Here is a 15,947-nt window from a genome sequence, read left to right as displayed (position 1 = left end):
CCCTCACCCTGCTGTCTCACCCTGTAAGTCGGGCAAAACGGCAAAAAGGTTCAGATGGCGGTAAATTAAATTGCGGCTTTTATCGCGTCGAGTGCGGCCTGCGCATTTTCAGGCTGGCTACCGCCCGCCTGCGCCATGCCGGGTTTACCGCCGCCGCGCCCCCCGACTTTCTGCGCGCCTGCATTCACTAATGCGGCCGCGTTAAACCGCCCGACCAGATCATCGGAGACCGCGACAGCCACGGCGACTTTGCCTTCTTCGCGCGCAATAAAGGCTACTATGCCGCTACCCAATTGATCGAGTTGTTGATTGAGCATAGGACGAAGCTCCTTGCCCGACACGCCGTCGAGAATGCGCGCAATAACCTGAACGCCGCTAATATCTTCCGGCCCGCTGGCCGCGCCGCCGCCGCCCAGAGCAAGCTGTTTTCTCGCTTCGGACAGATCTTTTTCTAGCTGCTTACGATCAGAAAGAAGCGCCGCGATACGGGCAGGGACGTCCTCAGGCTTGATCTTAAGCCTATCTGCGGCCTCGCGGGTCAGCGCGGCCTGGTGCTCTAAATATTGACGCGCGGCTTCTCCGGTTACAGCTTCGACGCGCCGGATTCCGGCTGCGACCGCGCCTTCGGACACGATTTTAAACAAGGCAATATCGCCTGTGCGATCAACATGAGTGCCGCCGCACAGCTCTATCGAATAGGCTTTTTCATCTTCATCAAGCGCGTCGCCCAATGTCAGAACGCGGACTTCCTCACCGTATTTTTCTCCAAACAGAGCCACAGCGCCCGCCGCAATAGCCTCTTCCGGCTTCATCACTTTCATCTGCGCGGGCGCGTTCTGGCGTATGACGGCATTGACCTCATCTTCAACCTTGGCCAGCTCCTGCCGCGTAATGGCGGCGCCGTGTGAGATATCGAAGCGGATACGCTCGCCGTCCACCATTTGGCCTTTTTGAGCGACATGAGGGCCAAGAACACGGCGCAGCGCTTCGTGCATAATATGGGTGGCGGAGTGATTATTCTTGGTTTCATGGCGATTATGGGAGTCGACAGTCAACTTAACCTGCTGACCAACCCTTATGGTTCCGTCAACAACTTTGCCGACATGTATGTATAGTCCGTGAATACTTACAGTATCAGTAATTTCTACTGAAGAACCATCTTCTGTAATTCCAATGCCAATATCACCAGCTTGACCACCACCTTCCGCATAGAATGGAGTTTTTTTTGTAGCAAAAGTTAAAAAATCGCCTTGAACGGCGTCAAAGTGATAGTCTGATATATCCCTCTCATTGTTTAACGTAGGTGAAACACCAGTTATCTCTGACATACATTCCAAGTCAGTATATCCGACAAATTTCGTTGGTCCATTCACTGACAGAACACTTAACCAAAATTGCTTATCCTCGTTAGCGACAAATTTTGAACCGGCTTTAGAAGCCTCTTTTTGACGTTCCATCGCGGCTTCAAAACCGGCTTCGTCGACAGCGATGCCTTTGGCGCGCAGCGCATCTTGGGTCAGGTCAATAGGAAAGCCGTAAGTGTCGTAGAGTTTAAATGTTGTTTCGCCGTCCAAAATATCACCCTGCTTCATGTCCGCCGTGGCGTCTTCAAGCAAAGCTGTGCCGCGGCCGAGTGTGCGGCGGAACCGCTCTTCTTCCTGCTCAAATGTGGCTTCGATACTGGCCTGCGCGCGGCCAAGCTCAGGATAAGCGTCATTCATTTCGCTGACCAGGGCCGGGACGAGGCGGTGCATGAGCGGGTCTTTCGCGCCGAGGATATGGGCGTGACGCATGGCGCGGCGCATAATACGGCGCAGTACATAGCCGCGCCCCTCATTGGACGGACTTACTCCGTCTGCCATTAAAAATGAACAACTGCGCAAATGATCCGCAATGACCCGGTGGGAGAACTTGGCCTCTCCCTGTGCTTTAACACCTGTCAAATCAACGGAGCGCGCAATCAGATTTTGGAACAGATCAATATCGTAATTATCGTGTTTGCCCTGCAAGATTGCGGCAATGCGTTCCAGCCCCATACCTGTATCAATTGAGGGTTTGGGAAGCTCAACCTGTGAACCGTCAGCCTGCGTGTCATATTGCATGAAGACGAGGTTCCATATCTCTATAAAACGATCACCATCCTCATCCGCGCTGCCGGGCGGGCCGCCAGGAATGTGGTCGCCATGATCAAAGAAAATCTCGCTGCACGGGCCGCACGGACCGGTATCACCCATGGCCCAGAAATTGTCTGATGTGGCTATGCGTAAAATTCGGTCCTCGGGCAATCCGGAGATTTTACGCCACAGATCAAAGGCCTCGTCATCGCTGTGATAGACCGTCACCAAAAGTTTGTCTTTGGGCAGGCCGAAATCACGGGTCATGAGATCCCAGCTATATTTGATCGCGTCCTCCTTAAAGTAATCGCCAAATGAGAAATTGCCCAGCATTTCGAAAAAGGTGTGGTGGCGGGCCGTATAACCGACATTATCCAAATCATTATGCTTGCCGCCGGCGCGGACGCATTTTTGCGACGTCGCCGCGCGCGGTGTCGCCGGCGTTTGGTCACCCGTGAAATAGTTTTTGAACTGCACCATTCCCGCATTGGTAAACAGCAAGGTCGGGTCATTATCGGGGACAAGCGGACTGGACGGCAGGATCTTGTGATCGTTGTTATCAAAGAAGGACAAAAACTCGGTGCGTATGTCTTTTAAACGGCTCATAAAACGGGCTCTATAAAGCGGGGCATGAATACAGAATTTTGCGCCGCGATGAATTCAGTCCGCTTCATATAAAAAGAGCGCCTGGTCAAGCCAAGCGCTCTTTACTGTAATTTGAAGATTAGAGGGCCTTAAGCGCCTAATGCGGTTACATTATCATCTATATCATCATTTTGTTCTTCTTTGGGCACAAGCAACTCGTCTTCGATCAAGCCTTCATTGGCGCGGATGCGGCGCTCAATATCGTCAGCCATATCCGGGTTTTGCAGAAGGAACTGGCGCACATTTTCGCGCCCCTGCCCGATACGTTGATCGCCATAACTATACCATGACCCGGATTTATCCACGATCTCAGCCTTCACGCCCAGATCGATAAGCTCGCCGGTCTTGGAAATGCCTTCGCCATACATAATGTCAAATTCAACCTGACGGAAAGGCGGCGCAACCTTGTTTTTGACCACTTTGACGCGGGTTTGGTTGCCGACAATTTCGTCACGGTTCTTGATCGCGCCAATACGGCGAATATCAAGGCGGACTGAGGCGTAGAATTTCAGCGCATTACCGCCTGATGTTGTTTCCGGACTGCCATACATGACGCCGATTTTCATCCGGATCTGGTTGATGAAAATAACCAGACACCCGGATTTTGAAATCGAGCCGGTGAGTTTACGCAAAGCCTGGCTCATCAAGCGGGCCTGCAAGCCCGGCAGGCTGTCGCCCATATCGCCTTCAAGCTCGGCGCGCGGCGTTAAAGCCGCCACAGAGTCAATAACAAGAATGGACACAGCGCCGGAGCGCACCAATGTGTCAGCAATTTCCAATGCCTGCTCGCCTGTATCAGGCTGTGAGATCAAAAGCTCATTGACATCCACACCCAGCTTGGAGGCGTAGATCGGGTCCAGCGCATGTTCCGCGTCAATAAAGGCCGCAACGCCGCCCACTTTTTGCGCTTCGGCCACGCAATGCAGAGCTAATGTTGTTTTACCGGATGATTCAGGCCCGTAAATTTCAACAACGCGTCCGCGCGGCAAACCGCCAATACCCAGCGCGATATCCAGACCCAGCGATCCGGTGGACACACTGTCGATTTCAACGCTGTCCTTAGCTCCGAGTTTCATTACGGAGCCCTTACCATAGGCCCGGTCAATTTGGCTTAAAGCCGCGTCCAGCGCCGCCTGTTTGTTCTTATCGTCCACTTGACCTACCAATTGCAGATTACCTTTAGACTTTGCCATGTCATACTCCTTGCGCCGTGACCAGAGCCCTTTGATCACGTAATAAAATTCCGGCTGTGAACGGACTGCCGAGAATCATATGTACTCACTTTGTTCTCATAGCGCAAGTGTAAATGTTCTAATTTTGTTCCGCCGGCCAAATGGAGGCCGACGGAGCTGATTAGCGGCCTAGCCGCGCTTTGTATCGACCCAGGCGTTAACTCGCTCTTCGAGGACGACAAGCGGCACGGGGCCTGATTTAAGCACGACATCGTGGAATTCACGGATATCGAAGGCCTCGCCTAATTCGGCCTTGGCCTCTTCGCGAAGTTCGACAATTTTAATCATGCCGATCTTATAGGCTGTCGCCTGCCCCGGCATGACGATATAACGCTCAATGGCTTTATCAATATCGCCTTGGGGGTTGGGCGTGTTCTCGGATAGCCAATCAATGGCTTGCTGGCGCGTCCATTGCTTGTCATGCAGTCCGGTATCGACGACCAAACGTCCGGCGCGCCACAGCTCCATCGCGAGACGGCCAAAATCCGAATAGGGATCTTGGTAGAAGCCCATCTCTTTGGGCAGGAACTCTGAATATAGACCCCAGCCTTCGGTATAAGCTGTGTAACCGCCAAATTTACGGAATTTCGGTACGCCTTCCAATTCCTGCGCGATAGCGATTTGCATATGGTGACCCGGAATGCCTTCATGATAAGCTAGGGCTTCCATTTGATAGGTCGGCATTTGCGACGTGTCATACAGATTGGCGTAATATGTACCGGGTTTGGAGCCGTCCGGTGCGGGGCGGTCATAAAACGCCTTACCGGCCGTCTTCTCGCGGAAAGGCTCGACCGCTTTGACAATCATGCGCGCTTTAGGCTTAGTCAGGAAGACATCATCCAGACGGCCTTCCATCACATCGATCAGGCGCTTGGCTTCGGTTAGATATGTCTGCTTGCCGTCGGCTGTGTTGGGATAAGTAAATTTACTGTCCGGATCCGTACGCATATAGACAAAGAATTCTTGCAAAGTCCCCTCGAAGCCGACTGATTTCATAATTTCGCGCATTTCATCATGAATGCGTTTCGTCTCGCTAAGACCCAAATTGTGAATCTCGTCCGCCGTCATATCAGTGGTCGTGATACGTTTCAGGCGGTAGCTGTAATAATCATCACCTTCGGGAAGCTTCCACGCACCATCATCAACTGTTGCCGTTTTGGCCTGTTCTTTCAGGCTGGCCTGAAGTTTGACATAGGCGGGTTGGAAGTCATCAAGCAGGGCCTGACGCGCCTCTTCAATCAGTTCGTCCTTGCGAGCCTGCGGAAGGTCGAGCGCGGCAACTTTCTTTTTAAAATCGGCCAATAGGCTGTGATCAGGACCGTTGGTGAACGGCGCGCCTTTGAGCAAATTTGCGACATCCGATTGCAGCAAGTCGTAAACAAATGCCGGAGGCTGTACGCCCATTTCAGCGCGCGCATTGGTGCGGTCTACAATCGTGCCCAAATAATCCGGAATAGCTTTAATTCGCGAAATATAGGCTTGGGCATGTTCTTCGGTTGTCACGATATGCTGATTGATGAGCATAGCCGGAATGCCGCTATGCGGGCCAAACATCTGGTTGAATGAATAGCCGTGATTGCGCCATTTATAGCCCGCAATCTCATCTTCGAGCTGTTCTTCCATAAGGCGGTAGGACAGCGCCGCACCTTCGGACAGGTTCTCAGGGTCAAATGTCTCGCGCATGTCTGCGAGTGTCTCTTTAGTAAACTCAAGCTCGCGCTCTTCATTGGCCTCACTCGCATCATCCCATTTACCGTAATCCGGCATAGTGCGAATACCTAGATAGGTTTGGCTCATCGGAGAACGCATAAGGCCTTCTTCGAATTTTGTTTCGAAAAAAGCGTTAATGGCTTGATCGTTTTGAGCGATTTGTGCGGCGCTAACCTGCTCGGCCGGCACCGTAACATTGGCGTCAGGTGAAACCGGAGTCCCGGAGGGTTGGCAGGCGGCCAGAATAAGTATTGAAACTGAACTGATAAGTATCTTGCGCATAGGAATCCCTTATTATTAAATTTGGGATCACTGTAACGGGAATATCTGCCCGCGTGAAGGCCCGCAGTAACGGACATCCACAGTAAGATGAGTTAAGGCGGCTAAAAGCGCGCTTTGAAGCCGATATTAACGGCATGCGCCTCCGTATCCGCATTTGACACCACTTGCGGCGCAACGAAGGGAATGAAGCCTTTATTAAAGACATATTCTGCGCCGAAATCGATATATTCACTGATATGGCGCTCTATGCCGATCACATGCTGCTGGTTTTCGTCAAATGTGACTTCGCCGCCAAAACCATTTGTGCCGACATAATCACTATCGCTGATATTGCCGAAGCTTGTGACTAAAGAGATGGGCGTGACTTTGCCTAAAATCGTTGGCTTAATCCGGGCCTGCGCGACCAAGACGGATAGCTTCTCGTCAAAGTTCAGCGACCCGTCAGCGTTCACATATTCCGGAACGACTGTTCCATCCGGTGCCTGCGGGATCGCCGCCGCCCATGGCTCTAATGTCGATGTATATTCAACCATCAGATCGATATAGGGATGATTATATTCGACAAAGGCCGACGCCGCAGCGTTAGGATAGTTGATAAAATTAGCCGGGGGCGTACCGGTTTGTCTATCCTGGAACGTATGGGCCGTGAAATTATCACGGTAGATTGTGTCGTGCAGATAGCTGGCCCCGAAGGTTAGCGCGCCGCCATTATTAAACAGGAATTCCTTCTCGACGCTCGCCGCATAATTCTGGATATTGTTCTCTTCGTCGGCAAAGGCTGTGCGGAGTTGCCGTCCGCCGCTAAAGGCCGAAACTGAGGCTTTCAGACCGTTTTTGTAAAACCCCAGTTCAAGAACCGGTTGATCGGCCACGGCCCAGAAATAGTGCTGGGCTTCGGTCTGAGTGAAGGGGTTATATCCATCAAAATTACCAAAATCGATCGTTTTTCGGCCAAAGGCAGCATAAAAAGGCGTGCGGTCCAGATTACCGAATGTGACATAGGCTTTGCGCAGCTGGAATTCATCCTGTGAATGTTTGAATTCCGTCTCAGAATATTCCGGCTGTAAATAAATCGTTGTCCAATCTCCAAATGTCGATGTGATTGCCAGCGCTGCATTATTAATGGCAAAGACGCCGGAGCGGTCATCCGTGCGGTTGGTGAAGTCCGGAAATCGCGACAAGAGCGGGAATTGACCCGGATTCTCTGTCTGTTGATACATGAAACCGCCTTTGATACCGGCCCCGATATAAAGCGAGTTAGGCGCGAGCACGCCATTGCGGCGGTGCTGCAATAATGTGACCGTCTTGCCGGTCGTGTTCTCCTGCCAGTCCAGCATACGATCCGTATGGGCCGCGCTGGTGCGAACGGTTACGCCGCCAACATCAAAACGCGTATCATTATAAGCATATTGCGGCGCAGCATAGGCGGGCGCCGCCTTGCGGCCGCGGAGGCCAAATATATTAAGCCGTGTCGGCGCAGGCTGCGTCTGTCCTGAATATTGCGCGGAACCTTGCGGCGAGGGGCCCTGAGGCGGGTAGCCTGACGGTGCATAATGTCCTGCGTCAACAGCCGCCTGCCCACTTGAATATGGCGTTTGCGTCCCATCTGTCTGTATCTGGCACGGCGTATAAGCGTTACACCCGATTTCGCCGCTATAATAAGCTTGCGACGCCGCGACGGCATTCGCCGGTACAGCCGCCGTTTGCGGATTCCAGTGTCCCCGAAGCGCCATCGCACTTTGTCCGGCCAGCGCCGGAGCCGTTAACGCCGCAACAGCGGCGCTGCAGAGCGCCAATGTCTTGAGCGGCGAGCGCTTCATAGCCGGCTTTATGTGTGATAATTGTATCATTTGAGGTCCCACCCAGAAAATATTTAATCCGCCATTACCAAAGCAGGCTTAAAACCACCCTTACAAAGATGGTTAATAAAAAGTCACTAGCGCGGCTTGCCTAACCCATATTTAGGGTGCAAATTTTGGCCCTGGCTCTTGCCAACGGCGCGAACACAGCGACTATGACCGAATCACTTTGCAGAATATGAACCGGCGGGAGCAACAGAGTCATGTCTATCTATGAGACAGATCAGAAACCGTCCGAGCGGCGGCGTCCCGCCTATGTGATGTGGCTCTGCGCCATAATTGCGCTCGCAGCCGCCACCGCTGCTGCGCTCAACGCGCCCCTATTGGGCTGGCTGGCATTCGCCCTGCTGATCGGCGTCGCCGTGATTGCGTTGATCGTCATGCTCGCCCTGACAATAGCCCGCCCTGTGGCCGCCAAACCGGCCGGCAAAGCGATCGATCAAAGTCTTATCGCCGCCGCCTTGGAAAAGATAAAAGAGCCGAGCCTTGTTACGCGGGACGGACATCCCGTCTACGCCAATCCGGCCTATATGAAGCTGGCGGAAAAGCTCGGCGTTGTTGGCCTTTCAGGCACAGCGCCAACGATTGACCGTCTTCTGGGCAGTAAGATTAAATCCGATGACGCGGCGATCTTTCAATTACATCACAAACGTACGGAGACGCAGAACGCCGAAAAACGCATAGACGCTATCGGGCGGGACGGACAACTTCACCGCTTCCGCGTGCAGGTCTCTGGCTTGGGCCGCGGCCAGCTCTGGCAAATTGAGGACATAACCGGGGCGGATTTTTCGAATGTCCAATCGCTCACTCATGCGCCGGTCGGCCTGTTCTCCGTGACGGCGGAAGGAGAAATCCTCGCGATAAACCCGATATTGCGCCGCTGGCTGGGCTTGAGCGCAGACAGCATGCCTGAGCTGATGGCCGAATTTATCGAAAACCCCGGAAGCCTTCTGGACAGTCCGCGCTCGGACGGCCGCATTGTGCGTTATGATACGCGGCTGATCACGCGCAAAGGGCTGGTCACGCCGGCCGTCTTGACCGGAAACTGGTCTACGCTGGATGATGGACAGGCTTTTGCCAGCGTCGCCATATATGGCCATTCCTCCAGTCCGGCCGCCGGGGGGACGACGTCTCCCACCCTGCCCCGCGGCAATGATGATAGCGCGCACAGCCCCATGTCCGGACGGGCCAAGAGCGGCGCGCCCTTCGGCGTTGCCGCGCTGACCGGCGAGCGCATTGCGGACGCAACCCTCAGCGAAATCAACAGCGCCCTGCTGAACATGAGCGAGGCGGATATGCATACGGGCACGGCTTTCGCGAAACTCTTTGATGTCAGCGACACGGCGCCGGTCTTCCTCAACGCCGATTTCACGCCCAGCGACACCCAATCCTATGACGCCGTATTGGCCGGTAAAAAACCGCGCCCTGTCCATGTCTATTTCGGTCGCGACGCGGCCCATATCACGGCCTATATTATCGATGTCAGCGCCCGAAAGGATCTGGAAAACCAGCTGGTCCAAAGCCGTAAAATGCAGGCCGTAGGACAGCTGGCGGGCGGCGTCGCCCATGATTTTAATAATCTCCTCACTGCGATCCGGCTCAATACGGACGAATTGCTGGGCCGTCACCCTGTCGGCGATCCGTCCTATCCAGAGCTACAGAAAATCAATTCAACGGTGACGCGCGCAGCCGGTCTGGTCAAAAAGCTGCTGGCCTTTTCGCGCAAACAGACCCTTCGCACCGAAGTTTTGGATGTCACTGACGCCCTGTCCGACATGTATATTCTGCTGCGGCAGGTCATGGCTGAGCGGGTTAAAATCGACATGCGTCACGGACGCAATCTTCCGGCCATTAAGGCGGACAGCACGCAGATTGAAACCGTGATGGTCAATTTGTGCGTCAATGCCCGCGACGCGCTGGACGGTAAGAGCGACGGCCTGATCATCATCTCGACGCATGAAGCCGGAAATGACGCCCTTCAAAAGCGCGGGATCGAGACCGCGTCCGGGGCGCGCTTTGTGCGTATTGACGTGACCGATAACGGCACCGGCATGAGCGCAGAGCTGCAGGAAAAAATCTTCGAGCCGTTCTTTACGACCAAAGCGCAAGGCAAAGGCACGGGGCTGGGTCTGGCGACCGTATACGGCATTGTCGAGCAGTCCGGCGGTCATCTGACGGTGGATAGCGAACCGGGCAAAGGCACCACATTTTCCGTCTACCTGCCTGCGACGGATGAAAAACCCTCGGCAGACGCTCCGGCGGCGGTTGCGTCCAGAGCGTCCGCGGATAAGCCCTCCGATCTGGCCGGATCGGGCACGGTCCTGTTTGTCGAGGACGAGGAAAATGTCCGCACGATCGCGGCCAAAACCCTGCGCAAACGCGGCTATGTGGTGATCGAGGCGGGAGACGGCGAAGAAGCCTATGAAATCCTTGAAAGCGGAGATTATAAATTCGATCTGATGGTCTCCGATGTTGTCATGCCAGCCATGGACGGCCCAACCCTGCTGCGTAAAGGCCGCGCGCTTTTGGGCGATGCCAAAATTGTTTTCATCTCCGGATATGCAGAGGAAGAATTCTCCGATATTCTCTCCGAGCATCCCGACATTACATTTTTGCCCAAGCCCTTCACCCTGCTCGAACTCGCGCAAAGGGTGAAGCGCGAACTCGCGGATGAGGATTAAGGGCTTCTCTCTACGCGATAGTTTATCCGGCCTACGACATACGAAAGCTGACGGGCCAAGGCCATAATCATAGTCACGCACCACCGTGCGATGACGCATCGGGTCGTCACAAAAACAAGAGGCGAGTCTCGTCCGTAGGACGAGCCGGGAATTAAAATGTGCGGACTCATTCCGCGAAGCCGTCTCCTTGCCGGAGACCGTAAGGGTAAGTGTTTCGCAAAGAGATGACTTCGCGGCGATATCTCGCGGCCCTCCCCTGTCGGGGCATGAGCATCACACTAAGAGCTGTGTCCCACGCGAGGTCACAGACCCAAACCCGTTTGATGTAGGCCGTAACCCCACCTCTCCCGAATCCAATACCGATCTCTCATAAGTTACCGAACGTCGACACCCGGCCCGCCACAAGAGACAGTTTAAACATAGGAGAGAATGAGGAGGCGGGGATAGATAAATATATATCCACGGTTTTGACTATCTCTCCACTTCCGCTCATCCCTGCGAAAGCAGGGACCTTTTGCGATAGCTGTCAACTAAGGTCTGTAAACTTAACCAACTGTTTTATAATAAATTATTGTCAATAATAACATTCATAGCATCACAGAATAGATCCCTGCTTTCGCAGGGATGAGCCGGGTAAGAACTAGTGGGAAGAAGAAAGATTCATCCACACTCCGAAACGGCGGATACCCGCCAACGCCCCCCTTAGCCCAACAAAAAAGCCGCCCAAAAGGACGGCTTTTCGTAATCAATGTTGCGGCGATTAGCGGGAGTAGAATTCGACAACGAGGTTGGGTTCCATAACCACCGGATAAGGCACTTCGTCAAAGCTAGGAATGCGGACAAATGTCGCTTTCATCGCTTTGGGATCCAGATCGACATAGTCAGGAATTTCACGCTCGGCAGATTCGAGAGCTTCGAGAACCAGCGCCATTGTGCGGGATTTTTCGCGCACTTCAACGACGTCGCCAACGCGAACGCGGTAAGACGGGATGTTCACTTTAATGCCGTTCACTGTGACGTGGCCGTGATTAACAAACTGGCGCGCCGCAAAGACAGTCGGGACGAATTTCGCGCGGTAAACCACGGCGTCCAGACGGCTCTCCAGCAGGCCAATCAGGTTTTCGGATGTATCGCCGCGCATGCGCGTGGCTTCGGTATAGACGCGGCGGAAACCCTTTTCGAGGATATTGCCGTAATAGCCTTTAAGCTTTTGCTTGGCGCGCAGCTGAATACCGAAGTCAGACAATTTGGACTTACGGCCTTGGCCGTGCTGTCCCGGACCATAAGGGCGCTTATTGACTGGTGATTTTGGACGGCCCCAGATGTTTTCACCGGAGCGGCGGTCGATTTTATACTTGGCTTGAATACGTTTAGACATGGGCTTGCGGCCCTTTCTTCTTAACTGGCTCCGGCTCGCGCAGACTATTCAGCGCAGCGATCTCAACGGCGGATACCAATCATCCCGTAGATGGCTGCTTAATAGTGCAATTAAAGTTAGGGTCAAGGGCATAAAACTGTCCGTGTTTTGACGCAAAAACACATTGTTAACCATATATACTGGCGGGCCTTTAATCCTTAACATCTAATATCGTGCGTGAATCCGGGAGTGCACTATGTTAAAATCGCGATTAAAAACCTTCTTGAAAGATGAGCAAGGCAATCTGACCATTTTATTTGTCGGATGCTCATTTGCGCTTTTAGCGGGCAGCGCGATGATTGTCGATATGAATGTCTGGCGCTCGCAGGAAGCAAAACTTCAGAACGCAGCGGATGCGGCGGCTTTGAGCGGGGCGCTTTTGCTGGGCAAGGGCGGACATGATGTCGAGATTAAGGCCGAAGAGACCGCCAAAGATTACGTGCTTCACGGTAATGATATCAACATAGACGGGTATTCCAGCGCCGTATATGTCAATGCAAAGTCCGAAACCGTTGACGTAAGGCTGACATCCGGTGTTCCGCGCATATTTTCCAATCTTTTTGCCACGTCCGATATGACCGTGGGTGCGCGCGCAGTTGCAAAAGTGGTCCATGAAAATACAGCATGCCTCTATGTGCTTGACCCCGAGGGTAACGGCTCATTTGAAGTCCGCGGCAGCGCCACGTTTGAAACCAAGAATTGCAGCATTCAAGTCAACTCCACATCGCCAAAAGCAATCTCGCTTGTCGGCAACTCTTCAATACAAGCAGAAGACATATGCGTAGCCGGAGGCGTTTCCGCTAAGAGAGGCTTTTCACACGCGCCAAAGACCGCTTGCGGGGTTGTGCCTGATCCCTTCGCGTCGCTGGACATCCCGCGCGCTGGTGCCTGCGATTATACCCGGCTTTCTGTATCCAGTTCGATGACGCTTAAGCCCGGTACATATTGCGGCGGCATAGCCGTTGATAGGGGCTCAGTGGTGACGCTTACGCCAGGTATTTATATTATGAAAGATGGCCATATAGACATAAAGGGCGGGGGCTCTATTGTGGGCGAAGAGGTTGCATTTGTCTTAGAAGGCGCCTCTAGTATTGATGTTACCGGAAATGGCGATGTGATTACGACGCCGCCGGTGAATGGCCCCCTTGCAGGTTTTAGCGTCGTCCAAAGTTCTTCCGAACCGCTAGGCCAGGGCAGTAAAATTGTAGGCCGAGGCGAACTTCACCTGCCAGGCACCATCTATTTGCCCCGCCAAAGTCTTGAAGTCATCGGCGCGGCACAACATAGCACTGACACACAAAGTTTTGCAACTATTGTTGTCCACAATTTAAAAATAGTAGGTAGCGGGACATTCGCGATTTCCGCGAGCAAAAATAATTATAACCGCGATTCAGCGCAAAGACTCAGCAAAACATCGGCGCGGTTAATTCATTAACATAGACAGCCCGTTTGCATCTCACTTTCGCGCCGCGCCCCTCCCCTTGGCTAGCGCTTTAATCATGCCGCGAAATGTGCGTACTTCCTGCTCAGTCAGTTGCCCCCGAATCAGTGGCGCGCGGATATTGTTTTTCATGAGCGGCGTTTTCTGCGGCGGGTAGAAGAAGCCTGCTTTTTCCAGCTCGTCTTCCAAATGTTCTAGCATGCGCGTCAAATCTTTGCGCGGCGCGGGGAGTGGCTCGCCTTTATCGAAAAAGTCCGGCGGGGCCGTGCTCTCGCGGCTGCCCCATATATAGCTGAACACCGCCACGGCTTGCGCGAGATTGAGCGACTGAAAGGCCGGATTGATTGGATAGGTCAGGATGTAGTCGCACAGCACGACATCGTCATTGGTCAGCCCGCTTTGCTCCGGCCCGAACATAATCCCGCTGGCAATGCCGCCCCTCTGGCATTTGACGAGTTGCGGGCCGACCTCGCCCGTACCGATGACGGGGATTTCCAGCTCTCTGCGCCGCGCGGTTGCCGCCATGATGAAGGACAGATCCGCGACAGCCTCTTCGGTGGTCTCAAACAGCTTTGCATTATCCAGCAGCGGCGCGGCCCCGCTGGCCAGAGCATAGGCGCGTTCATTGGGCCAGCCATCGCGAGGCTTAACGATGCGCAGATCAGTCAGCCCGAAATTGAGCATAGCCCGCGCGGCCGCGCCGATATTTTCGCCCATTTGCGGCGCAACGAGGATGACAGCCGGCTGCGGCCCGGCGCTTTCGGCCAAGCGGTCTTGTCCCATTTGGTCTTTGCGGGTCTTATCACGGCGGCGGCGTTTTTCGGCTCGCGCCGCGCGCGCTGCATCCTCTTGTTTTTTCTCATCAGTCATGGCGGCCTGCCCTTTCCAGCGGCGCAGTGTGGTGTTAAGAGCGCGCCAAATTCTAAAACCCTATACAGAGGACATTATGGCAAAAATCAAGGTGAACAATCCCGTCGTCAACATGAACGGGGACGAGATGACACGCATCATCTGGGACATGATAATTGATCGTTTGATCAACCCTTATCTGGACATCGACTTGCTTGACTATGATCTGTCGATCCAAAGTCGCGACGCAACGAATGACCAAATCACTGTCGATGCGGCTCACGCCATTAAAAAGCATAATGTCGGTATTAAATGCGCGACGATTACGCCCGACGAGCAGCGCGTTGAAGAGTTCGGCCTAAAGAAGATGTGGCTTAGCCCGAACGGCACGATCCGCAACATTCTAGGCGGCGTTGTTTTCCGTGAGCCGATCATATGTAGCAATGTTCCCCGCCTTGTGCCGGGCTGGACGCAGCCTATCGTCATTGGCCGTCATGCCTTTGGTGACCAATATAAAGCCACGGACTTTCTTGTCCCGAGCGCCGGAAAACTCACCATGACATGGGAAGGCGAAAACGGCGAGAAAATTGAGCGCGACGTTTATAATTTTAAAGAGCCCGGCGTTGCTATGGGTATGTATAATCTTGACGCCTCTATCCGCGATTTTGCGCGCGCTTGTTTTAATTATGGCATTACGCGCAAATGGCCGGTCTATCTGTCCACGAAAAACACGATCCTGAAAAAATATGACGGACGGTTTAAAGATATTTTCCAAGAAATCTTTGACGCAGAATTTGCTGAGCAGTTTGCGGAATTTGGCGGTGAGTACCAGCATCGCCTGATCGATGATATGGTTGCAGCGGCCATGAAGTGGTCGGGCGGCTATATCTGGGCCTGTAAAAACTATGACGGCGATGTACAGTCCGACACGGTCGCGCAGGGCTTTGGCTCGCTCGGCCTGATGACCTCATTTCTGCTCACCCCCGACGGCAAGACCATGGAAGCCGAGGCCGCGCATGGCACGGTCACGCGCCATTACCGAAATCACCAAAAAGGTGAAGCCACGTCTACAAATTCCACTGCGTCTATCTTTGCGTGGACACGGGGCCTCGCCCACCGCGCCAAAGTTGACGATAATGCAGAACTGGCAAAATTTGCCACGACGCTGGAAAAAACTGTTGTCGGCACTATTGAAGGCGGACAGATGACCAAAGATCTGGCGCTTCTGGTCGGAGACCAGCAAGGCTGGCTCTCCACGACAGGCTATCTGGAAGCGATTGCCGAGAATTTCGAAAAAGCGATGGGATAAGCCCCTGTCCGGCTTACGTTTAAATCAAGTCACGCTCGGCGCCAAAGATATGGCGGCGAGCGTTTTATTTTATGAAAAGCTCGGGCTCAAGCTGATTGTGGACAGCGCGCCGCGCTATTGCCGTTTTGAATTTCCGGCTCCGCCTGACGGGGGCGAGCCTGCAACATTATCCCTGCACAGCGTTGATGACACTTGGCAAGCCTCTTTAAACGGGCCGCTTGTCTATTTTGAAGTTGATGATGTCGAACGTTATCTCACCGATTGTGACCTGCAGCCCATCGCTGTCCCTGAAATGAAGTCTTATCTCTGGTTTGAAGCTGACATATTTGACCCCTCGGGCAATATAATACGAATATATACAGCCGGAAAAACCAGACGTTTCCCGCCATGGCGTATCTAAAAATCAAA

General features: G+C 53.4%; 10 protein-coding genes. 4 read left to right on the top strand and 6 right to left on the bottom strand.

The features are described from left to right. Positions 1–65: 65 nt before the first annotated feature. The 4 genes from alaS to H142_RS0100990 all read right to left on the bottom strand — a co-directional run bounded on the left by alaS (position 66) and on the right by H142_RS0100990 (position 7,833). A complete protein-coding gene (gene alaS, locus H142_RS0101005) occupies positions 66–2,720 on the bottom strand; it encodes an alanine--tRNA ligase (protein ID WP_017930226.1) in 2,655 nt (884 codons plus the stop codon). A gap of 128 nt (positions 2,721–2,848) precedes the next feature. Then, positions 2,849–3,952 (bottom strand): recombinase RecA, encoded by a 1,104-nt coding sequence (recA, locus tag H142_RS0101000; protein ID WP_017930225.1) that lies wholly within the window; start codon positions 3,950–3,952, stop codon positions 2,849–2,851. Positions 3,953–4,120: 168 nt separating this feature from the next. Next, positions 4,121–5,983, bottom strand: a complete 1,863-nt coding sequence (locus H142_RS0100995) for a DUF885 domain-containing protein (protein ID WP_017930224.1) — start codon at positions 5,981–5,983, stop codon at positions 4,121–4,123. A 101-nt stretch (positions 5,984–6,084) separates the two neighbouring features. Beyond that, positions 6,085–7,833 (bottom strand): LbtU family siderophore porin, encoded by a 1,749-nt coding sequence (locus H142_RS0100990; protein WP_156811845.1) that lies wholly within the window; start codon positions 7,831–7,833, stop codon positions 6,085–6,087. Positions 7,834–8,045: 212 nt separating this feature from the next. Here H142_RS0100990 and H142_RS13840 point away from each other — a divergent pair, with 212 nt between their 5' ends. Continuing rightward, on the top strand, positions 8,046–10,523 hold the full coding sequence (locus H142_RS13840) for an ATP-binding protein (RefSeq protein WP_017930222.1): 2,478 nt from the start codon (positions 8,046–8,048) through the stop codon (positions 10,521–10,523). 760 nt (positions 10,524–11,283) lie between these two features. Here the strand turns inward: H142_RS13840 and rpsD are convergent. Next, positions 11,284–11,901, bottom strand: coding sequence for a 30S ribosomal protein S4 (gene rpsD, locus H142_RS0100980; RefSeq protein ID WP_017930221.1), 618 nt, complete (start codon positions 11,899–11,901; stop codon positions 11,284–11,286). Positions 11,902–12,136: 235 nt separating this feature from the next. On the opposite strand from rpsD, the gene H142_RS0100975 reads away from it, so the two are divergent. Continuing rightward, positions 12,137–13,375, top strand: coding sequence for a pilus assembly protein TadG-related protein (locus H142_RS0100975; protein ID WP_017930220.1), 1,239 nt, complete (start codon positions 12,137–12,139; stop codon positions 13,373–13,375). A 21-nt stretch (positions 13,376–13,396) separates the two neighbouring features. Here the strand turns inward: H142_RS0100975 and H142_RS0100970 are convergent, their stop codons facing one another. Further along, complete coding sequence (locus H142_RS0100970) at positions 13,397–14,251, bottom strand: RNA methyltransferase (RefSeq protein ID WP_017930219.1); 855 nt, start codon at positions 14,249–14,251, stop codon at positions 13,397–13,399. Between the two features lie 76 nt (positions 14,252–14,327). Between H142_RS0100970 and H142_RS0100965 the strand changes: the two genes are divergently transcribed. Both H142_RS0100965 and H142_RS0100960 read left to right on the top strand, forming a co-directional pair. Then, the gene (locus tag H142_RS0100965; protein WP_026147681.1) at positions 14,328–15,539 is read left to right on the top strand and encodes an NADP-dependent isocitrate dehydrogenase; all 1,212 of its coding nucleotides are present in this window, start codon (positions 14,328–14,330) and stop codon (positions 15,537–15,539) included. Continuing rightward, positions 15,508–15,939 carry a VOC family protein gene (locus H142_RS0100960; protein ID WP_017930217.1) on the top strand — a complete coding sequence of 144 codons (432 nt, stop codon included), beginning with the start codon at positions 15,508–15,510 and terminating at the stop codon, positions 15,937–15,939. Before H142_RS0100965 ends, H142_RS0100960 begins: the two co-directional genes overlap by 32 nt. Positions 15,940–15,947: the final 8 nt, after the last annotated feature.

Source organism: Robiginitomaculum antarcticum DSM 21748 (assembly GCF_000365025.1).
Lineage (GTDB): Bacteria > Pseudomonadota > Alphaproteobacteria > Caulobacterales > Maricaulaceae > Robiginitomaculum > Robiginitomaculum antarcticum.
Note: the sequence above shows the minus strand (reverse complement) of the source record. Positions and strands in the feature narration are given on the sequence as shown.